The sequence below is a fragment of the Flavonifractor sp. An100 genome (assembly GCF_002161175.1).
Classification (GTDB): Bacteria; Bacillota; Clostridia; order Oscillospirales; family Oscillospiraceae; genus Lawsonibacter.
Genome location: NZ_NFMA01000022.1, coordinates 14,496 through 34,233, shown reverse-complemented (window position 1 = coordinate 34,233; position 19,738 = coordinate 14,496). Strand labels below are relative to the sequence as shown.

At 60.1% G+C, this 19,738-nt stretch carries 15 protein-coding genes and 2 riboswitches; of the genes, 8 read left to right on the top strand and 7 right to left on the bottom strand.

Going from position 1 to position 19,738, the window contains the following annotated elements:
• The first annotated feature begins 88 nt into the window (after positions 1-88).
• Positions 89-1,438 (top strand): magnesium transporter, encoded by a 1,350-nt coding sequence (mgtE, locus tag B5E43_RS11610; RefSeq protein WP_087396893.1) that lies wholly within the window; start codon positions 89-91, stop codon positions 1,436-1,438.
• Positions 1,439-1,514: 76 nt separating this feature from the next.
• Here mgtE and B5E43_RS11605 read toward each other — a convergent pair whose 3' ends face one another.
• Entirely contained in the window at positions 1,515-2,927 is a 1,413-nt protein-coding gene (locus B5E43_RS11605; protein ID WP_158099046.1) for a Cna B-type domain-containing protein, read from the bottom strand.
• Between the two features lie 41 nt (positions 2,928-2,968).
• A riboswitch (cyclic di-GMP riboswitch) is annotated at positions 2,969-3,055 on the bottom strand.
• Between the two features lie 336 nt (positions 3,056-3,391).
• Between B5E43_RS11605 and B5E43_RS11600 the strand changes: the two genes are divergently transcribed.
• The 4 genes from B5E43_RS11600 (at position 3,392) to B5E43_RS11585 (ending at position 8,153) form a co-directional block, all read left to right on the top strand.
• On the top strand, positions 3,392-4,348 hold the full coding sequence (locus B5E43_RS11600; protein WP_087396889.1) for an NAD(P)-dependent oxidoreductase: 957 nt from the start codon (positions 3,392-3,394) through the stop codon (positions 4,346-4,348).
• Positions 4,341-5,465 (top strand): SLC13 family permease, encoded by a 1,125-nt coding sequence (locus B5E43_RS11595; RefSeq protein WP_087396887.1) that lies wholly within the window; start codon positions 4,341-4,343, stop codon positions 5,463-5,465. Before B5E43_RS11600 ends, B5E43_RS11595 begins: the two co-directional genes overlap by 8 nt.
• A 178-nt stretch (positions 5,466-5,643) precedes the next feature.
• On the top strand, positions 5,644-7,188 hold the full coding sequence (locus tag B5E43_RS11590; protein WP_087396885.1) for a sodium:solute symporter: 1,545 nt from the start codon (positions 5,644-5,646) through the stop codon (positions 7,186-7,188).
• Between the two features lie 116 nt (positions 7,189-7,304).
• Positions 7,305-8,153, top strand: a complete 849-nt coding sequence (locus tag B5E43_RS11585; protein ID WP_087396883.1) for an amidohydrolase family protein — start codon at positions 7,305-7,307, stop codon at positions 8,151-8,153.
• Here the strand turns inward: B5E43_RS11585 and B5E43_RS11580 are convergent.
• Positions 8,148-9,539 (bottom strand): MATE family efflux transporter, encoded by a 1,392-nt coding sequence (locus B5E43_RS11580; protein WP_087396881.1) that lies wholly within the window; start codon positions 9,537-9,539, stop codon positions 8,148-8,150. The two genes, B5E43_RS11585 and B5E43_RS11580, sit on opposite strands and share 6 nt — an antisense overlap.
• A gap of 244 nt (positions 9,540-9,783) precedes the next feature.
• Here B5E43_RS11580 and B5E43_RS11575 point away from each other — a divergent pair, with 244 nt between their 5' ends.
• Both B5E43_RS11575 and B5E43_RS11570 read left to right on the top strand, forming a co-directional pair.
• Complete coding sequence (locus B5E43_RS11575) at positions 9,784-11,775, top strand: fructose-1,6-bisphosphatase (RefSeq protein ID WP_087396937.1); 1,992 nt, start codon at positions 9,784-9,786, stop codon at positions 11,773-11,775.
• Positions 11,776-11,886: 111 nt separating this feature from the next.
• Positions 11,887-12,693 (top strand): HAD-IIB family hydrolase, encoded by an 807-nt coding sequence (locus B5E43_RS11570; protein ID WP_087396879.1) that lies wholly within the window; start codon positions 11,887-11,889, stop codon positions 12,691-12,693.
• A 51-nt stretch (positions 12,694-12,744) separates the two neighbouring features.
• On the opposite strand, the gene B5E43_RS11565 is transcribed toward B5E43_RS11570, so the two are convergent.
• From B5E43_RS11565 to B5E43_RS11545, 5 genes are all read right to left on the bottom strand, one after another.
• Positions 12,745-13,125: a hypothetical protein gene (locus B5E43_RS11565; protein WP_087396877.1), complete on the bottom strand. Its 381-nt coding sequence runs from the start codon at positions 13,123-13,125 to the stop codon at positions 12,745-12,747.
• A 94-nt stretch (positions 13,126-13,219) separates the two neighbouring features.
• Positions 13,220-14,044, bottom strand: coding sequence for a Cof-type HAD-IIB family hydrolase (locus B5E43_RS11560; RefSeq protein ID WP_087396875.1), 825 nt, complete (start codon positions 14,042-14,044; stop codon positions 13,220-13,222).
• A gap of 12 nt (positions 14,045-14,056) precedes the next feature.
• Positions 14,057-15,664, bottom strand: coding sequence for a peptide chain release factor 3 (locus B5E43_RS11555; RefSeq protein ID WP_087396873.1), 1,608 nt, complete (start codon positions 15,662-15,664; stop codon positions 14,057-14,059).
• Positions 15,665-15,760: 96 nt separating this feature from the next.
• Positions 15,761-17,032: a CapA family protein gene (locus tag B5E43_RS11550; RefSeq protein WP_087396871.1), complete on the bottom strand. Its 1,272-nt coding sequence runs from the start codon at positions 17,030-17,032 to the stop codon at positions 15,761-15,763.
• Positions 17,029-18,276 carry a serine hydrolase domain-containing protein gene (locus B5E43_RS11545; protein ID WP_087396869.1) on the bottom strand — a complete coding sequence of 416 codons (1,248 nt, stop codon included), beginning with the start codon at positions 18,274-18,276 and terminating at the stop codon, positions 17,029-17,031. The genes B5E43_RS11550 and B5E43_RS11545 overlap by 4 nt, the downstream gene beginning before the upstream one ends.
• A gap of 148 nt (positions 18,277-18,424) precedes the next feature.
• Positions 18,425-18,646: riboswitch (cobalamin riboswitch) on the top strand.
• Between the two features lie 90 nt (positions 18,647-18,736).
• Between B5E43_RS11545 and B5E43_RS11540 the strand changes: the two genes are divergently transcribed.
• Positions 18,737-19,726, top strand: coding sequence for a hypothetical protein (locus tag B5E43_RS11540; protein WP_087396867.1), 990 nt, complete (start codon positions 18,737-18,739; stop codon positions 19,724-19,726).
• Positions 19,727-19,738 lie beyond the last annotated feature (12 nt).

Here is a 19,738-nt window from a genome sequence, read left to right as displayed (position 1 = left end):
TGGACGATGTCCGGCAGCTTTGCCGCGGTTTTGTATGTCCATTTGGCGGCTTCCTCGCTGTATTTTTTAGAACAGGAGGAATCATCCAATGGAAAAGAAGCTGAACATGGAGGCGCTGCGGGAGCTCCTGGAGCGCCGGGATTATCACGCCCTCCGAGCCGCCCTGGCCCAGGAAAATGAGGTAGATATTGCCGAGTTTCTGGAGACCCTATCCCAGGAGCAGACGCTGCTGGTCTTTCGCATGCTGCCCAAGGAGCTGGCCGCCGAGGTCTTCTCCAATTTTTCCCCGGACACCCAGCAGATGATCATCCAATCCGCCACCGACCAGGAGGTCGCTGCGATTGTTGAGGAGTTGTATGTGGATGACGCGGTGGATATGCTGGAGGAGCTGCCCGCTAACGTGGTCAAGCGGGTGTTGAAAAATGCCCGCCCAGACACCCGCAAGCTCATCAATCAATTTTTAAACTACCCGGATAATTCCGTGGGCAGCATTATGACTGCCGAATTTTCCGACCTGAAAAAGGACATGACGGTCTCCCAGGCCATTGCTCATATTCGCCGCACCGGAGACAGCTCCGAGAGCATCTATACCTGCTACGTCATCGATGATCAGCGCCGTCTGGAGGGCGTACTCACCCTGCGGGAGCTTCTCCTGGCCCGGGATGCTCAGCTCATTGGCCAGCTGATGGAGCAGGACGTCATTACCGCCGAGACCACTGAGGACCAGGAAGCCGTTGTGGAGCGGATGATGCGCTACGACTTCATCTCTCTGCCAGTGGTGGACCGGGAGGGACGCCTGGTGGGCATTGTCACGGTAGACGACGTCATGGACGTTATGGAAGAGGAGGCCACCGAGGACTTTGAGAAGATGGCCGCCATGGCCCCCTCGGAGAAACCCTACCTGAAAACCGGCGTATTTTCCCTGGCCAAGCACCGGTTCTTGTGGCTGCTGGTTCTCATGATCTCCGGCATGATTACCGGCGGAATTTTGGGGCAGTATGAGGCCGCCTTCTCCGCTATGCCTCTGCTGGTCACCTTTATCCCCATGCTCACCGACACCGGAGGCAATGCGGGCAGCCAGAGCAGCACCCTGGTCATCCGCGGGATGGCCGTGGGAGAAATCCAGCCCACAGACTTCCTGCGGGTGTTCTGGAAGGAGCTGCGGGTGAGTATGCTGGTGGGCCTTGTCCTCAGCGCCGTCAACTATATCCGCCTCATCCTCACCTACCCCGGCAATAACCTGGTGGCCTTCACTGTGGCGGCCGCTCTCTTTGTCACCGTTTTGCTGGCCAAAACGGTGGGCGGTGTCCTGCCCATGGCCGCCAAGCTGTGCAAGGCCGACCCCGCCATTATGGCCGCCCCCCTTATTACCACCATTGTAGACGCCATCTCCCTCATCGTTTACTTCAACATCGCCAGCTCTTTGCTGTCTCTCTGACCGTTTTAGGCAAAAAAGTGGACCGGGATGAAACCCGGTCCACTTTTTTCATGAAATAAACGGTTAATTTGCTCCATTATGAATGACTGTCTGCCTTCTTCTTGTCCGCCAGAAGCAGGATCGCCATGCCGGAGGCTACCAGAGCCCCTACCCAGAGGAAGAAGGAGTCGCCGGTCTGGGGTACTTCCGCCATAGGCACCGGCTCTTCGGGCAGTTCCTCAAGGGGTACATTCTCCTCGGGAAGGATCACGGGATCCTGGGGGTCGGGGGCGGAAGTGGTGGGCGTGGGATCCTCGGGGATCTCAACAGGAGGCTGGGGAGTGGTATCCGTGTCGCCGTCGCTCCCGCCGTCATAGCCCCCCTGCTTGGTATTGGTGATGGTCCACTGGTTATCAGTGTGGGTGACAGACTTGCTGTAGCCATCGGGCACGGCCACCTCGTCTACCGTCCAGGCGGCGTCCTTGTCCAGACCGTTCCAGGTGTGGCTCCAGCTGTTGGCGGAGGAGAGGGTCACCGCGCTGCCCTCGGCCGCGCCGTCCTTGTACAGCTGCACCTGGACAGAGGCCTCGGTGGGCTGGGTCATGACGGTGCCGTCGGCGTTCTTCCACACCTTCTCCACCGCCACGCTGATCAGTTCAGGCTGAGAGGGGATCAGGGCTCCGCCGCCCAGCAAAGCCACATGGCTGATCTCATGCAATGTATCCTGATCGCCGCCGGCGCCGGACTCACCCTTGCTCACACTTTCCACCACATAGGTGACCCCAGCTTCCAGGACTCCGTTGGGAACGGTGTACAGACGGTAGTACTTGGATGCCTTGACCGCAATTCCGCTGACCGAAACATCCGCGCTGGCGGTGATGGCCGCATATGTGTCGGTACCGTTGTAACCCTCGATGGTAATGACAGCGGTCTGATCCGGATTGCTTCCCGTCACAGTGTACGCATAGGGAGGGTTCCATGACCCGGTGGAATAGAACACCCCTTCATTCTTCTCGGTGATATTCCCTCCAAAGACGCTGTATTCGTCCAAAACCACCACATCATCCAGGGTATTTACAACGGGCCGTAGCACCTGGATCGTCCAAACTTCCGTCTCCCGGATGCAGTCCAGACCAGAGAGGTCGCTCACCTCATCCAGGTCATAGTAGTCGTGAACGGCCTGGCCATCCTCCACATAGGTGGAGCGATACCGGTAGGTGCTGTGAGAAATGGTGGCCTCTCCGGAGGACAGCGCCTCGACGCTGCCGTCCGCGGAAACCGCGGCTACCCCTTCATTGCTGCTGGTCCAAGACTCCTCCTCAGGGGCATCCACCGTTTCTTCCTCCAGATCGGTGCCGGTGCCGGAGGTCAGGGAGATGGTCTCCCCCACGTCCAACGTGATCGGAGCCTCTTTCCGCCGGTTCCCCGCAAACCCGTTGACCGAGAACAGGCTGAGCATTATACTTGCCGTCAACAGATAGGCAAACATCCTTCTAAACTTCTTTGCCATCATTTCCTTCTCCTTTTCAACCAAAGTTGGAAAAGTGAAATACTGGCGGTCGGGCTGGCATAGCGTCTTCCGCCTTAGCCCCCATGGCTTTGCGTCCCGCCCTTTCAGACGGTTTGCCCTTTTCAAATATTCCTCTCTCATGTTCTGCCCCTCCTCTCACCCTGGGGGCTGAGCTCGTTCTCTCTTGCTATGACGGCAGTTACCATACCTCGGTTACATCTTCGGTTACATTTTCGGTTTTTTCGTTCAAAATATAAGAAAAATTTCCGCCTTATTTTCTCCCCCATTTTTGTATATATTTCACTATTTTGTTCTTGCTGCATATTATTATATATTTTATAACCGTGTTAGTTCTACTTGCCGCATCTTTCTACTCCGGGTATATTGACGGCATCCGCTCCCCGGGGCTATAATTTTTTCTTGTGTCACTCCTGCTATTTCTATTTTAAGAAAGAAGGCACGTTATGAAGGTATTTTTACGGGAGAATATTCACCCCAAGGCCTTGGAACTGCTGCACAGCCGGGCGGAGATTCTCTCTGATTGGGAGCAGTTGGGACAGGCAGACGCCATTATAACCCGCAATTTAAAGCTGCCCCACTCCCTCCTTGTTCAGGCTCCTTATTTAAAGGTAATTGCCATTCACGGCACAGGGGGCGACGGCGTGGACCTGGACTACTGTCGGGAACAGGGCATTACCGTTCTCTATGTCCCCTACCGCAACTCCGACTCCGTAGCGGAGCTCATTGTGGCACTTACCCTCTCTCTTCTCCGCCGCCTCCCCCTGGCTGACCGTAAGGTCATCGCCGGTGAAATCAAACAGACCGCTCCCGCCTTTTTGTACGGGCACGAGCTGGGCGGTAAGGTGGTGGGCCTGGTGGGCGTGGGGGATATCGCCCGCCGAGCCGCTCGGATCTTCGGCCAGGGCTTTGGCTGCTCCCTCATCGGCTATGACCCCGCCTTCCCCCATGACCTGGCCGATCCTCTGGGGATTCAGTCCTGCCAGACCCTGGAGGAGCTGATGTCCAAAGCCGACATTATCAACGTCAGCGTCCATCTCTCTCCCTCCACGGAACATTTGATCAACGCATCCCGGCTGGCCCTGTGTAAACCGGAGGCCATCCTGATTCACACCGCTCGGGGAGGCGTGGTGGATGAGGACGCCCTTTTCCATGCGCTGAAGAAGGGGCAGCTGGCGGGAGCAGCCTGTGATGTGTGGCAGCAGGAGCCGCCCACGCCCGACCATCCCCTGGTGGGACTGGACAACGTGCTGGCCACCCCCCACCTGGGAGCCAATACCGAGGAGGCTCTGGAGCGGGTTGGAGTACGGGTGGTAGAGGAGCTATTCACCGTATTGGACGGCGGACGAGCTGAATTTACCTACACCGCTCCTGGAGAGGGGGGCGACCCTGCCCATGGCTAACTGGAAACGCTTTCTTCAGCAGGAGACCGTCCTGTGCGCCGCCTGGGGGCTAGCCCTTGTGTCCGCTATTCTGGTCCCTCCCAGCCTGGACTACTGGGACTACATCGACTGGCACACCTTAGGACTTCTGTTTTCCTTAATGTCCGTCATGGCTGGCCTGCAAAAGCTGGGACTGTTCCGATACCTGGGAGAAGCCATGCTGGAGCGGACGGCCACCTCCCGTCAGCTGGAGGGAGTTCTCATTTTCCTCCCCTTCTTCTCCAGCATGATTGTGACCAACGACGTGGCACTGATCACCTTTGTACCCTTTGCCCTAGAAGTATTAGTTTTGGCCAAACAGCAGCGCCGGATTATCCCCGTGGTAGCGATGCAGACCATTGCCGCCAACCTGGGCAGCATGACTACCCCCATTGGTAACCCCCAAAACCTCTACCTCTATTCCCACTATGGCCTGGGCCTGGGGGACTTCTTCTCCACCCTCCTGCCCCTGACCGCAGCCTCCGCCCTGTTGCTGGCGCTCTTCCTTCTGTTTGGAAAATCCGCCCTGCTACCTTCGGTCTGGCGGGGGCGGGACCTTACTCCTCCCTCCGACCGCTCCCGGCTTGCCTTATATCTTCTGCTTTTTGTGCTGTGCCTGGGAGCTGTAGCCAAGCTGGTTCCTGTGTGGGTCCTCTCTCTCATTATCCTGATTGCCCTGCTGGCTGCCGACCGCTCTGTCCTGAGTCGGATTGACTGGTCTTTACTGCTCACCTTCGTAGGCTTTTTTGTCTTCGTGGGCAATTTGGGCCGCCTCCCCTCCTTCCACGACCTGTTCCAGTCCCTGCTGGACCACCATGAGGTGGCCTGCGCCGTCCTGGCCAGTCAGGTCATCAGCAACGTCCCAGCCGCCCTCCTCCTCTCCGGATTCACCTCCAACGCCCAGGCCCTGCTGGTGGGCACCAACCTGGGAGGACTGGGCACCCTGATCGCCTCCATGGCCAGCTTGATCTCCTACAAGCAGGTGGCCCGTAACTACCCCCTCCTGCGCAGCCGTTACCTGCTCTGGTTTACTGCTGCCAACGTGATATTTCTGCTGGTTCTTCTGGCTCTTTATTGGGTTTTGACCCTCCTAGTTTGACAAAAGGCCGCCCAAATAGGCGGCCTTTTGTCTGTATTGCCCAAAATTTTAAGTTGCTTTTTTCGGTTTTTATTTTTATTTCCAGTTTTCTTCCTGCTCTATTGACTTTATCGCTTTTCTGCGTTAAACTGCAACACATCAAAGCAAAAAATTGTCGCTATAGAGAGGTCGGATTCCAATGGTAATTAAGGCTGCCATGCTGATCGTATTCTTTGCGGTCATGGTGGGCATCGGACTGTACTGCCGCAGCAGCGCTGCGGACGTCAACGGCTTTGTGCTGGGCGGGCGCTCTGTGGGGCCCTGGCTAACCGCCTTCGCCTATGGAACCTCCTACTTCTCTGCTGTGGTGTTTGTGGGCTACGCTGGCCAGTTTGGCTGGAAATACGGCATCGCCGCCACCTGGGCTGGCATCGGAAATGCCCTTTTGGGCTCTCTGCTGGCCTGGGTCGTTCTGGGCCGCCGCACCCGCATCATGACCCAACACCTCAACAGTGCCACCATGCCGGAGTTTTTTGGCAAGCGCTTTGGCAGTACCTCGTTGAAGGTCACTGCCGCTGTGATCATCTTTATCTTCCTCATCCCCTACACCGCCAGTCTCTATAACGGCCTGTCCCGGCTGTTTGGCATGGCCTTTCACATTGACTACACCATCTGCGTAGTGGTCATGGCGGTGCTCACCGGCATATACGTCATCGCCGGGGGATACATGGCTACCGCCATCAACGATTTTATCCAAGGCATTATCATGATCTTCGGCATCTGTGCCGTCATCGCCGCTGTGCTCCAAAGCCAAGGTGGCTTCTTTGCCGCCCTGGAAGGACTGGCCCAGGTCAATGACCCCACAGTCTCCCAGACGCCCGGCATCTTCGCCTCCTTCTTTGGGCCCGACCCCATCAACCTGCTGGGGGTGGTCCTCCTCACCTCCCTGGGCACCTGGGGCCTGCCTCAGATGGTACAGAAGTTTTACGCCATCAAAAGCGAGAAGGCCATTGACACCGGCACGGTGATCTCCACCCTCTTCGCCACAGTGGTGGCCGGGGGCTGCTACTTCCTGGGCGGCTTTGGTCGGCTCTTCTCCGACCAGGTGGACGTGGCCACTCAGGGCTACGACGCCATCATCCCCACCATGCTCTCCGGTCTGCCCGACATTTTGCTGGCTGTGGTGGTTATTTTGGTTCTCTCCGCCTCCATGTCCACCCTCTCCTCCCTGGTGCTCACCTCCAGCTCTACCCTCACCCTGGACCTGCTGAAGGGACACCTCATCAAGGACATGGATGAAAAGCGCCAGGTGTTCCTGATGCGCTGTCTCATCGTAGTGTTTATTGCCATCTCCGTGGTGCTGGCCATCATCCAGTACAAATCCAACGTCACCTTTATCGCCCAGCTCATGGGAGTGTCCTGGGGCGCCCTGGCCGGCGCCTTCCTGGCCCCCTTCCTCTACGGTCTGTACTGGAAGGGCGCCACCAAGGCCGCCTGCTGGGTCAGCTTCCTCTTCTCCACCGTGGTAATGCTGGCCAACATTTTCCTGGGCAGCCACTTCCCACCCATGCTCCAGTCTCCCATCAACGCCGGAGCCTTCTGCATGGTGGCCGGACTCATTCTCGTCCCTCTGGTCTCCCTCTTCACCCCCAAGCCCGACCGGCGTTTGGTGGAAGAGTCCTTCTCCTGCTATGAGGAAAAGGTGCTGGTCCGCCAGCGCCAGGCCCTGGGCGAGCACCAGTGATTCCCCTTTCAAAGGTAAAAAAACTGTGGTATGCTAACACTAGGCATACCACAGTTTTCCTTTGATCAATCTCTGGTTCGGCACAATTGCGCTGGAACCGGAAGGAGTTTTTCCCTATGATAATCGACATTCACACCCATATTTTCCCCGATAAAATCGCCGCTGCCACCCTGGATAAGCTCCAGTCCCTGTCTCACAGCTGCCCCTTTACCGACGGCACCCAGAGCGGACTGGCCGCCTCCATGGACCACTCTGGCATTGATGCCTCCCTGGTCCTTCCGGTGGCCACCAACACCCGGCAGGTGGAGCACGTCAACGACTCCTCCGCCCGCATCAATGACCTGGGGTCCCAGACCGGCATCTACTCCCTGGGGTGCATGCACCCGGACTTTTCCGGCTGGAAGGAGGAGCTCTCCCGCATCCAGCGGCTGGGTCTGAAGGGGATCAAGCTCCACCCGGTCTACCAGGGCGTCAACTTTGACGATCCCCGCTACCTGCGGATTTTGGACCGGTGCGGAGAACTGGGACTGGTGGTGCTCACCCACGCGGGACTGGACATCGGCTTCCCCGGCAAGGTCAACGTCTCCCCCGCCATGGTGCTGCGGGCGGTGCGGGAGGTGGGACCGGTCAAACTCATCTTGGCCCACATGGGGGGCTGGCGCAACTGGGACGAGGTGGAACAGCTGCTGCCCGAGACCTCTGTCTGCCTGGACACCGCCTTTTGCCTGGGCCAAATCACGCCCAACGGAGACGGCTACTACGGCCCCAGGGACCTGGACTTGATGACCGGGAAACAATTTGTCTCCCTGGTGGAACGCTTCGGGGCAGGACGCATCCTCTTCGGCACCGACAGCCCCTGGGGCGGTCAGGCGGAGAGCTTGGCGCAAATTCGGGCTCTGCCCCTATCTCCCGCCGATCAGGCGGCTATACTGGGAGGGAACGCCCAGAAGCTGCTGGGACTATGACCGCCCCTTCCCCTTTGGAGAGGAATCCTCCTGAAGCGGCAGCAGCTTTTTCCGCTGGAACAGGAACAGGGTCAAGGTTGTAGCGGAGGCCAGGCAGTCGGCGATGGGCTCTGCCACATAGATACCCATGACGCTGCCCGTCGCCCAGGGCAGTACAATGGCCAGAGGGACCAGGAGAATGACCTTTCGCAGCAGCGCCAAAAACAGGCTGGTTTTCGCCTGTCCCAGGGCCATAAAGGAGACCTGGCAGGCCATTTGCGCACCGAAGGCCCAGATCCCTGCGAAAAAGATGGGCATGACCCGGCCCACCAGGGCCACCAGCTCCGGATCGTTGTTAAACAGCCGCGCCATAGCCTCCGGGGCCAGGATCACCAGCAAAAAGGCCAGCACGGTGACCGTCATGGTGGCAGCAATCAGCTTTCGGAAGGTCTCCCGCACCCGGCGGTAATTCTTTGCCCCAAAATTGTAGCTCATGATGGGCTGCACGCCTTGGGCAATCCCCTGCACGGGCATGACCACCATCTGCATCACACTTTGCAGAATAGTGATGCTGCCCACATACAGGTCCCCGCCGTAGGTCTGCATCCCGGTGTTGAGCACCACGGTCACCAGGCTCTCCGTGGACTGCATGATGAAGGGGGCCACCCCCAGGGCGGCAATTTTCCCCACCACCCGGGCATCCAGACGGAGATTAGAGGGTTTAATCCGCAGGCCAGACCGGCGGGAGCATAGGAACACCACCACCCAACAGGCGCTGACCGCCTGGGAGAGGACGGTGGCAATGGCCGCTCCCTGCACACCCAGGTCGAAAACAAAGATAAATACCGGGTCCAGTACGATATTGAGCACCGCTCCAATCAGCACGCTGAGCATAGCGATCAGTGCCTTTCCCTGGGCACTGATGAAGGTATTCAGACCCAGGGCAAACTGGACGAACACCGTCCCCAGCAGATAGATAGAGATATAATCCAGAGCGTAGCCAATGGTGTCCTCCGACGCGCCAAAGGCCATCAGAATAGGCCGCTTAAAGATGGAAAATACCACCGTCAGCACCACCGAGGTACCGATCAGCATGGCGGTGGAGTTGCCCAAAATCCGCTCTGCTCCCTCCCGGTCCCCCGCTCCCAGCCGGATGGAGGCCAGCGGCGCACCCCCCATGCCGGAAAAGGCGGCGAAGGCGGAAATAAGCATCAAGATAGGGAAGGTCACTCCCACCCCGGTCAAGGCCGTCTTGCCCACCACCGGAATATGCCCGATATAGATTCGGTCCACAATGTTGTACAGTACGTTGATCAGCTGGGCCGCCACCGCCGGCACCGCCAGCTTGACCATCAAACGGCCAATGGGCGCTGTTGCCAGCGCCTCTTCATCCTTATGGGTTGCCACACGAACGCTTCCTTTCCGTTTCTTCCTAGTCTTTCTGTCCGTCTACTATAGCACACTCCCTAGAGAAAAGAACGAACAAATTGTAAAGCTTTTCCTCCCCCATCTCGTCAACTTCTGCAAACATTTTTGCCGCATCCGCTCTTTTTTTCCCGCGCGTCTGGTGTACAATGAGAACAGTACCATGTTCATTTTGGGGCTGCCGGCCAATGTCGGGACCGCCGCCCGCCATGCAAAGGAGATCGCTATGAAGACAAAACGCACCTTCAAGCCCGAGGAACTGCGCTATCTCAAGCTGCTGGCCAAACAGTACCCCACCGTCCAGGCCGCCAGCACGGAGATCATCAACCTCCAGGCCATTTTAAACCTGCCCAAGGGCACCGAACATTTTATCTCCGATATCCACGGAGAATATGAGGCCTTTCTCCATATTCTCAACTCCTGCTCCGGTGTCATCAAGGAAAAGCTGGACGAGCTCTTCGGCACCAGCCTACCCCGGTCGGAACGGGATCAGCTGGCCACCCTCATCTACTATCCCGAAGAGAAGCTGGAGCTGGTGAGCAAGCAGGCGGACGATCTGAAGGAGTGGTACCGGATCACCCTCCACCGGCTCATCGAGCTGTGCCGCTGGATCTCCTCCAAGTATACCCGCTCCAAGGTCCGCAAAGCCCTCCCCAAGGACTACGCCTACATCATTGACGAGCTGCTTCACACCCACTATGACGAGGCGGACAAGCGGGACTACTACGAAAACATCATTAACACCATCATCGATATCGACCAGGCCCCCAGCTTTATTGAGGCGGTGTGCTCCGTCATCAAGCGCATGGCGGTGGACCACCTGCACATCGTGGGCGATATCTTTGACCGGGGCCCTCGGGCGGATATTGTAATGGATTCTTTGTTAAACTACCACAGTGTGGATATTCAGTGGGGCAACCACGATATCCTCTGGATGGGGGCCGCCTCCGGCTCCCGCACCCTGGTGGCCACCGTGCTGGCCAACTCCATCCACTACAATAACCTGGACGTCATTGAGACGGGCTACGGCATCTCCCTGCGGCCCCTGTCCATCTTCGCCAATGAGGTGTACAAGGACTGCGATACCCACCGCTTTGCCGTCAAGCTCACTGGCCCCGACGCCGAGCAGTACACGGAAAAGGATAAGCTCCTCTCCGCCCGGATGCACAAGGCCATCACCATCATCCTCTTCAAACTGGAGGGGCAGAAGATCGTCCGCCACCCCGAGTTTGCCATGGCCGACCGGCTGCTGCTGGACAAGATCGACTATGAGCACAAGTCCATCACCATTGGTGACACCACCTACCCCCTGGAGGACTGCGACTTCCCCACCGTGGACCCCGCCGATCCCTACGCCCTCACCCCCGAGGAGAGCCAGGTCATCGACCAGCTCACCGCCTCCTTCCAGCGCAGCGAGAAGCTCCAAAGCCACATCCGCTTCCTCTACTCCAAGGGCGGACTTTACAAGACCTTCAACGGCAACCTGCTCTTCCACGGCTGTATCCCCATGGCCCCTGACGGCACCCTCCTCCACTTTACCATCGGCGGCAAGGAGCGCTGGGGCAAGGAGTTTTTGGACTACGCCGAAAAGACCGCCCGGAAGGCCTACTACGACAAGCCCGGCTCCCCGGAGCGTCAGCAGGGTATGGACTTCCTCTGGTGGCTGTGGGCGGGCCGGAACAGTCCCATCTTCGGCCGGGACCGGATGACCACCTTCGAGCGGCGGCTCATCAAGGACGAGAGCGCCTGGACCGAGCCCAAAAACTGCTACTACACCCTCTACCAGGACCCCGCTGTCTGCGATATGCTCCTGAAGGAGTTCGGCCTGGAGGGCCCCCACTGCCATATCATCAACGGCCACATCCCGGTCAAGGCCAAAAAGGGAGAGAGCCCCATCAAGGGCGGGGGCAAGCTCATCGTCATTGACGGCGGCTTCTGCAAGGCCTACCAGCCCACCTCGGGCATCGCGGGCTACACCCTCATCTACAACTCCCACAACATCCGCATCGTCTCCCACCAGCCCTTCGCCGGGCGGCAGGAGGCCATCCTCTACAACCACGACATTGCCAACGACTCCCTCATCTTTGAACGGATGGAGTCCCGGGTGAAGATCGCCCAGACCGACATTGGCCGCACCCTCCAGTCCCAGGCCAATGATCTGCGCCGGCTGCTGGAGGCCTACAAGTCGGGCGCCGTCACCGAGGACCACAAAGACTAGCCCCTCCCTGCGCTGCTCCCCTCCTTGACAAACGAGGGGGCAGCGCATACAATTTATTTACCCATATTTTCAAAAAATGAGCCCATTCGACTGGAAAGGAGGCCTTTGACCATGGGGAAATTTGACGGCGTTTTGCTGGTCAGCGACTTTGACGATACCCTATACGATTCCCACCACCGCATCCCGCCCCGCAACCTGGAGGCCATCGCCTACTTTCAGTCCCAGGGCGGCCGCTTTACGGTGGCCACCGGCCGGGCCCACCGCACCTTCGCCCCCCACGTCCACCTGACCCCCATCAACGCACCGGTGGTGCTGTCCAACGGCTCAGCCCTCTATGATTTCCAGGCCGGGCGCATGCTGGAGCAGACCTTCCTCCCCCCCTCTGCCCCGGAGAACTTCGCCCAGCTGCTGGAAAAGTTCCCCTCCATCGGCATCGAGGCCTACCACCAGGAGGACATTTATGTCTGGAACCCCAATCCCATCACCGACGCCCACATGAAGAAGGTGGGCACCGACTATCACATCTGCCCCGTCTCCCAGGTCCCCACCCCCTGGACCAAGGCCATCCTCCAGCAGGAGCACCCCGTCCTGCTCCAGGCCCAGGCCTGGCTGCTGGGCAAGTACGGACTGCTCTACGAAGCCATTTTCTCCAACCAATACTATCTGGAGATCACCCTCAAGGGGAGCACCAAGGGGGGCATGGTGGACAAGATGGTGTCCCGCCTGGGGCTGGACCCCCACCATGTCTACTGTGTCGGGGACAATCAAAACGATATTCCTATGTTGCAGCGCTCCGCCATCCCCTTCGCCCCCTCCAACTGTGCCCGGGAGGTGAAGGACTGGGGCGCCCAGATCCTGTGCCACTGTGACGACGGGGTCATCGGGGACATTGTGGAAATTTTAGACCGGCGCTATTGATGTTCGCTAACATGGAAAAGCCGCTGCCCGGAGGGGGCAGCGGCTTACGTTTTAGTCCCGCTGCTGCACCTGGGTCAGGTCGTACAGCCGGATGAGGGCGGCACACAGCACCAACAGGGCGGCCCAGGCATTCAGATCTGCCGACTTTCGCTCCCGGCAGCTGCCCGAGCGGCTGTTCTGCCAGCTCTCCACCGCCAGGGCAAAGAAAAAGCCCAGCGCCATGATCACCAGCAGGCTTCCCCCCAGGCGAAGGCAGAACACGTCGGGCATGGCCGACTTCTTTCCCTCCAGGATATCACACAGGCCACGCCGCTGCAGGGCAGTTGCCCGGAAGGAGAGCCCCACCGACACCAGCAGCACCAACATATGCTCCAGTGAGCCGTCAATCTCCCCCAGCTGTCTGCACAGCGTCCGTTTTACTTCCTCCTCCACTTCCCGCCACCTCCTCGCCCCCTATCCTATGCCTCAGTCCTTCCCCCAGGCACCAAAAAGCCCTCAGACGTTAAAATCTGAGGGCTTTCTTATTTTAATTAAACCAGCGGCTCAGCACCTGCGCCACTCCGTCCTCCTGGTTGGAGGGGGCCACCAGATCAGCGGCGGACAGTACCTCCGGGGCGGCGTTGGCCATGGCCACCCCGGTCCCGGCGACTTGGATCATGTCTAGATCGTTAGTGCCGTCCCCAAAAGCGGCACTCTCCTCCACTGGGAGGGACAGCTCCCGGCACAGGGCCAGCAGGGCCGCCCCCTTGGTGGCCTCCCGATGGTTCATCTCCAAATTGGCCGGCAGGGAGTGGGACAACACCAGCTCCGGGAACCGCCTCTCCAGCTCCTCCATCACCTGGGGCCGCAGCTCCGGGTGGGGGAAGAAGCACTGGATTTTCTGCACCGTATCCCCTCCGGCACGGACCGCACCCAAAAAATCCTCCACCCGCTCCCGGTTGTTCCGGGTGAGCTTCCGGGACTCGGGGTCTGGGATGTAGTAGTCCAGACGGTCGTAGTACCGGCCGGCCATCAGCCCGCGGTCATTTTGATAGCAGTCCACGGTGGCGTCCAGGGGCCGGATGAGGGCAAAGACCTGCTCCGCCGTCTCCCGGGGGATCTCCCGGCGGTAAAGCACCTGGTCCGCCACCCGGTCGTAGACCTTGGCCCCGTTCATTAAGATAAAATACCGCAGGAAGGGCAGCTCCAGCAGCTCCCGGGGCACACCCCCATAAAACCGCCCTGTGGCCACCACCACCTGGGCCCCCTGGGCGGCGGCCCGCTCCAGGGCGGAGCGGTTGGCGGAGGAGAGGCTCTTGTCGTCGCGGAGGAGGGTGCCGTCCAGGTCGGTAAGAATGAGTTTTGGCTTCATGCTCTCCCCTTCTTAAAACCGGGCTCCGCCGAACTCCGCCAGCTTCAGTCCCTTGTTCCGGTCCTGCACCCACTGGATGGACCACTGGGAGGCAAAGAGCAGCAGCTGGTTGCCCTTGTAGTCCTCCACCAGCTTGGCGTCGTTGGGCAGCAGCAGGTCCTCCTCCTTCAAGGCAGGGGCGTCCTCGTCCTCCTTCACGATCCAGCGCAGGTACTCAAAGGGCAGGCCCTCCTTGTACAGCTCCACGTTGTACTCGCTGCGCAGCCGGTACTCCAGCACGTCAAATTGCAGCGTGCCCACCACGCCCACAATGACCTCTTCCATGCCGGTATAGGGGGTCTTGAAGATCTGAATGGCGCCCTCCTGGGCGATCTGCTCCACACCCTTCAAAAACTGCTTGCGCTTCATGGTGTCGATGGAGCGGATGCGCTGGAAGTGCTCGGGGGCGAAGGTGGGGATGGGGTCGAACTGGAACTTTTTGCCCGGGGTGCACAGGGTGTCTCCGATGGAGAAGATGCCCGGGTCAAACACACCGATGATGTCTCCGGCGTAGGCCTCCTCGATGATCTCCCGCTCGGCGGCCATGAGCTGCTGGGGCCGGGAGAGGCGGATCTTCTTGCCCCCCTGGACGTGGTAGACCTCCCGGTCCGCCTCAAATTTGCCCGACACCACCCGCATAAAGGCGATGCGGTCCCGGTGGGCCTTGTTCATGTTGGCCTGGATTTTGAAGACAAAGGCGGAGAAATTGTCGTCGAAGGAGTCGATGATCTCCTCTCCCGCCTTCCGGGGCAGGGGGGCGGTGGTCATGCGCAAAAACTCCTCCAGAAAGGGCTCCACACCAAAGTTGGTGAGGGCGGAGCCGAAGAACACGGGGGACAGCTTGCCGTGGCGCACCCGGTCCAGATCAAAGTCGCAGCTGGCTCCGTCCAGCAGCTCGATCTCGTCCACCAGCTGGTCCCGCTTGGCCTGGCCGATGAGGTCGGCCAGGGCGGGGTCGTCGGGCTCGATGACAGTGGCGGTGGCCGCCTTGGCGTTGGTGTTGGAGGTAAAGTGGATGACCTTCCGGTTCTGCCGGTCATACACGCCCTTGAACTCCTTGCCGCAGCCGATGGGCCAGTTCATGGCGTAGGTGTCGATCCCCAGCTCCTTCTCCAGCTCCTCACACAGCTCAAAGGGGTCCCGGGCCTCCCGGTCCATCTTGTTGATAAAGGTGAAGATGGGGATATCCCGCATGGCGCACACCTTGAACAGCTTCCGGGTCTGGGCCTCCACGCCCTTGGCCGCGTCGATGACCATGACGGCGGAGTCGGCCGCCATGAGGGTGCGGTAGGTGTCCTCCGAGAAGTCCTGGTGGCCCGGGGTGTCCAGGATGTTGATGCAGAATCCCTCATACTGGAACTGCATCACCGAGGAGGTCACCGAGATGCCGCGCTGCTTCTCAATTTCCATCCAGTCGGAGGTGGCCGCCCGGGTGTTCTTTTTTCCCTTTACCTGGCCGGCCTGGGCGATGGCTCCGCCGTAGAGCAGGAACTTCTCTGTCAGGGTCGTCTTGCCCGCGTCTGGGTGGGAGATGATGGCAAAGGTCCTTCTCCGCTTGATTTCCGCTTCATACTGTGACAAAAGGGTCCACTCCCTTGCAAATTTGATAGAATGCTAATCAAATTATTCTACCACAGGGCCCGGCCCGCCGCAAGGGGAAAGGCCCCATTTTCTGCCTCAGGCGGCCTGGGACAGGGTATCTTCCCCTCCCAAGTCCCCCTCTGGCCCCAAAATAGCGTGGCAGTGCTCCAGGGCCTCCTCCAGCTCCCGGTAAGAGGCGGCGTCCACCAGGGTGCTCTCCCCCGCCTCATACTCCGCCATGGCCTGGTGGATGTTCACCAGATACCGCTTCTCCCCCACCGGGGCGCTGTCCCGGTGGAGCATATAGTAGGGCTGGTAGCCCACCTGGGTGACGGCAGTCTCTCCGGTGACCGGGTCCCGGGTCAATTCCAGGTCCAGCACGGCAGTGGTCATGGTGGCAGGGGCCGGGTCGTACTGGTTGGAGATGAAGTTGCCCAGGGAGTAACACACAAAGCCCTCCCGCTCCGCCCCGTCCCAGCCGGTGACGGTGATGGTCTCATAGGGCTGCAGCACATGGGGGTGTCCGCCCAGCACCAGGTCCGCCCCCTGCTCCACCAGGAACTGGGCCAGATCGGTCTGGTGGGCGTTGGGGGCGTTTCGATACTCCACCCCCCAGTGGATCATCACGGCGATCAGGTCGGTGTCCAGCTCCCGGGCCGCCTCCAGGTCGGACCGGAGCCGGTCGTAGTCGGGGTTTGCCAGGGTGGTGTAGTAGTCCAGGTTAAATAGGTTGACGGCAAACATCTTGTCCGAGTCCAGACGGAAACCATTCAGGCCGTATGTGTAGGACAAAAAGGCCACCGAGATGCCCCCCACATCGGCCACATGGATTCCCCGGTTCTCCTCCAGCTCCTCCTGGGAGCGCTGGGTCCCCACATGGGCCAGCCCCACCTGGTCCAGCACGTCCAGGGTGCGGTAGATGCCGTCCAGCCCCTGGTCCCGGCTGTGGTTGTTGGCGGTGGACAACAGGTCAAAGCCCGCCGCCTTCACGTCCCGGGCCAGGGCGTCGGGGGAGTTGAAGGCGGGAAAACCGGAGTAGTTGGGGCCCCCGGCCAGCACCGTCTCCAGGTTGGCCACGGCATAGTCCGCCCCCTCCAGCTGCTGGGCGGCAAACTGGAGCATGTGGCTGTAGTCATACTCCCCCGTCTGGGCCACATAGGCGTCCTTGGTGATGGGCATGTGGCTCATCACATCCCCGGCCACCATGAGATGGGACACCACCGGCTCGGGCTCCGGTTCCGGCTCCTGCTCCGGCTGGGACTGGGCCGGGGGCTGGGAGGATTGTTCCTGCTCCTCCACCGGAGCGGCGGGGGAACAGCCTGTGAGGACCAGGACCAGGGACAACAACAAGGCCAGATAAGCTCTCAAACTGCATTCTCCATTCTCTCATATAGATCTTCCGACAGCTCCGCGCACAGGGCATACAGGCCGTATTCGTCGGTCTGGCGGGGGCTTCCGGTGGTGATGACCACCACACCGTTGCCCGTATCGGGATTGTAGCTCATCAGGGAATAGACCCCGTAGGAGCTTCCAGTATGGTAGTACAGCTGGGACTGTCCCAACAGATTTTCCTGCCGGCGCAGCACCAGGCACTGGTCAAAGGGGGTCCCCTCCTCCGGGTCTACGGAGAAGCGGGGGGTCTCCATGTCCGCCACCGTCTCCGGTTTGAGGTACTGCCGCCCCTCACAGGTCCCGTCGCCTGCCAGGACACCCACCAGCTTGGCCATGTCCCGGGCACTGATGGTCAGCCCGCCAGGGTAGAAGGAGGCTCCTTTTCCGATCTCATCCGGCACCGGCTGGGCGGCACAGGAGGCGGCGCTGCGCCCCACTCCCTGGGGCGTATATAGGGTAGCCAGTTCCTCCTCCGGGAAATTTCCGGAGCAGAAGGAGGCTTCCATTCCCAGCGGCTCAAAAAAACGCCCTTGGGCATAGCTGTCCAGCAGCTGGTTGGAAGCCAGTTCCAGGGTGGTGCCCAGCACGCAAAAGCCAAAGTTACTGTAATACCAGTATCCCCCGTTTCCCGGCTCCATGTCCCGCCAGGCAGAGGACTGGCTCAGCATTCCGGTCAGCTTGGACAGCCCCCGGCTGATCTCCAGGTCTTTCAGGGAGGAGGTGTGGGTCATCAGAGTCCGGGCAGAGGGCTGGCCGCTGCTGTAGGGATTGCGCACGCCCTCTCCCCAATAGGTACTCAGCGGGGCGTCCAGGTCCACCAGGCCGTCCTCCTCCATGGCCAGGGCGCACAGTCCCACCACCACCTTGCTGATGGAGGCGATGCGGACCTTGGTATCCGCCGTCATCTCCCGCTGGCCCTTCTCCGCCCAGCCCCAGGCGCCCGATGCGCTGGGCTGGCCGTGCTCAATGGCAGCTACCGACACCCCTACGGCGGAGTATCCCTCCAAGACCTGGGCCAGGGCCTCATTGATGTCATTCTGGGTGAGCTTAGGCCCCGTCTCCTCCTGGGGCTCTATGACCTCTACCACTGGGGCCGTGGATTGGTCCTCTTCCCGTACTTCCTGGGAGGAGGAGGTCTCGGGCTGCCCAGCGCCGCAGCCAGTCAGACAGACGGCAAGGCTCAAACCAATCAGCAGCTTCCAGCGCAAAAAGGAATGCATGGTACCACCCTCTCTGGTTTGGAATGGTTTGGGGCTTATGATTCGACAAAATCCATTATAATCGGGCCCATTCTCCTTGTAAAGAGAGGGAATGGGGCAACAGGATATGGTTGACAAGGCCGGGGTTTTCCCGTAATATTTGAACTACAATTGAATGATTGCTCCAAGTGCTCCCCCTGGCCCGCAGCCCCGGGGAGAGAATAGGAAACCGGGTGGGATTCCCGGACGGTACCGCCGCTGTAAGCGGGGGATGGATAGGCCCTTTCGGTGAAAGCCGGTCATTGGGGAAACCTGAGAAGGCAGGACCTGTCCGGGCTTTTCTTGGCCCGCCCCGCAAGTCAGAAGACCTGCTTGGAGCTACACAGCCCCTCCTTCCGGACGGGGTCTTTGGTCACGCGGGAAACGGCCGCGGCAGCCTGAGCTGCCGCGGCCGTCTGTCTTCCCCAGAAAGGAGTTTTCCATGAAGCGTTCTATGTCCATGTTCCTTGCTTTTCTTCTTTTGGCCGCCTCCACCGTTCTCCCCGCCTGGGCCCTGGAGCCCAAGCAGGCCCTGGATCAGACGGCCCAGTATGTCCAAACCACCGTCACCGACCCCCAGGTGGCCTCGGTGGGCGGGGAATGGGCGGTCATCGGTCTGGCCCGCAGCGGTCTGGAGGTGCCCCAGAGCTGGTATGACACCTACTACACCAACCTGACCTCCTTTACCGTCCAGCAGCAAGGGGTGCTGTCCACCCGGAAATACACCGAGTACGCCCGGGTGGTTTTGGCCCTCACCGCCCTGGGGAAAGACCCCCGAACCGTGGCGGGGTATGACCTTTTAGCCCCTTTGGAGGATGTGGAAGCCACTGTCCGCCAGGGGGTCAACGGGGCCATCTACGCCCTGATCGCCCTGGACAGCGGAAACTATGCCGTTTCGGAAGGGGTGCGGGAGCAGTATTTGGCCTATCTGATGGCCGCCCAACTCCCCGACGGCGGCTGGGCCCTGGCCGGAGAGCGCTCCGACCCGGACATTACTGCCCAGGCTCTTCAGGCTCTGGCCCCCTACTCCTCCCAGGCCGGCGAGGCCATTGACCGGGGGCTGGCCGACCTGGACGCCATGCTGGAGCAGGGCTCCTTTACCACGCTGGAGAGCTACGCCCAGGCGATCATCACCCTTTGTACCTTGCAGCGCCAGCCCAGCGACCGCCTGCAGGAGGGATTCTTCTCCTATCGGCTGCCAAACGGCGGCTTCCGCCATCTTTCGGACGGTTCTGTGGACGGAATGGCCACCGAACAGGCCCTGTGCGCCCTGGTGTCCCTGACCCGGTGGGAGGCCGGTCAATCCCCTCTTTACTCCATGGGCGGCGGGGAACCCGCCTCCTCCCTCCCCTCCATGGACGCCCTGGCCCTTCTCCTCCCCTCCGCCCTGGCCCTCATCCCCCGCTGTGTGCTGGGCTTGGGCCAGCCCTAACCGGTGAGGTGA

Excerpts from the sequence above, each read along its gene's own strand:
- B5E43_RS11575 (WP_087396937.1), top strand. The coding sequence starts at position 9,784 with ATGAAGACAAAACGCACCTTCAAGCCCGAGGAACTGCGCTATCTCAAG.
- B5E43_RS11570 (WP_087396879.1), top strand. The coding sequence starts at position 11,887 with ATGGGGAAATTTGACGGCGTTTTGCTGGTCAGCGACTTTGACGATACC.
- B5E43_RS11585 (WP_087396883.1), top strand. The coding sequence starts at position 7,305 with ATGATAATCGACATTCACACCCATATTTTCCCCGATAAAATCGCCGCT.
- mgtE (WP_087396893.1), top strand. The coding sequence starts at position 89 with ATGGAAAAGAAGCTGAACATGGAGGCGCTGCGGGAGCTCCTGGAGCGC.
- B5E43_RS11605 (WP_158099046.1), bottom strand. The coding sequence starts at position 2,927 with ATGGCAAAGAAGTTTAGAAGGATGTTTGCCTATCTGTTGACGGCAAGT.
- B5E43_RS11590 (WP_087396885.1), top strand. The coding sequence starts at position 5,644 with ATGGTAATTAAGGCTGCCATGCTGATCGTATTCTTTGCGGTCATGGTG.
- B5E43_RS11540 (WP_087396867.1), top strand. The coding sequence starts at position 18,737 with ATGAAGCGTTCTATGTCCATGTTCCTTGCTTTTCTTCTTTTGGCCGCC.
- B5E43_RS11600 (WP_087396889.1), top strand. The coding sequence starts at position 3,392 with ATGAAGGTATTTTTACGGGAGAATATTCACCCCAAGGCCTTGGAACTG.
- B5E43_RS11595 (WP_087396887.1), top strand. The coding sequence starts at position 4,341 with ATGGCTAACTGGAAACGCTTTCTTCAGCAGGAGACCGTCCTGTGCGCC.
- B5E43_RS11545 (WP_087396869.1), bottom strand. The coding sequence starts at position 18,276 with ATGCATTCCTTTTTGCGCTGGAAGCTGCTGATTGGTTTGAGCCTTGCC.
- B5E43_RS11560 (WP_087396875.1), bottom strand. The coding sequence starts at position 14,044 with ATGAAGCCAAAACTCATTCTTACCGACCTGGACGGCACCCTCCTCCGC.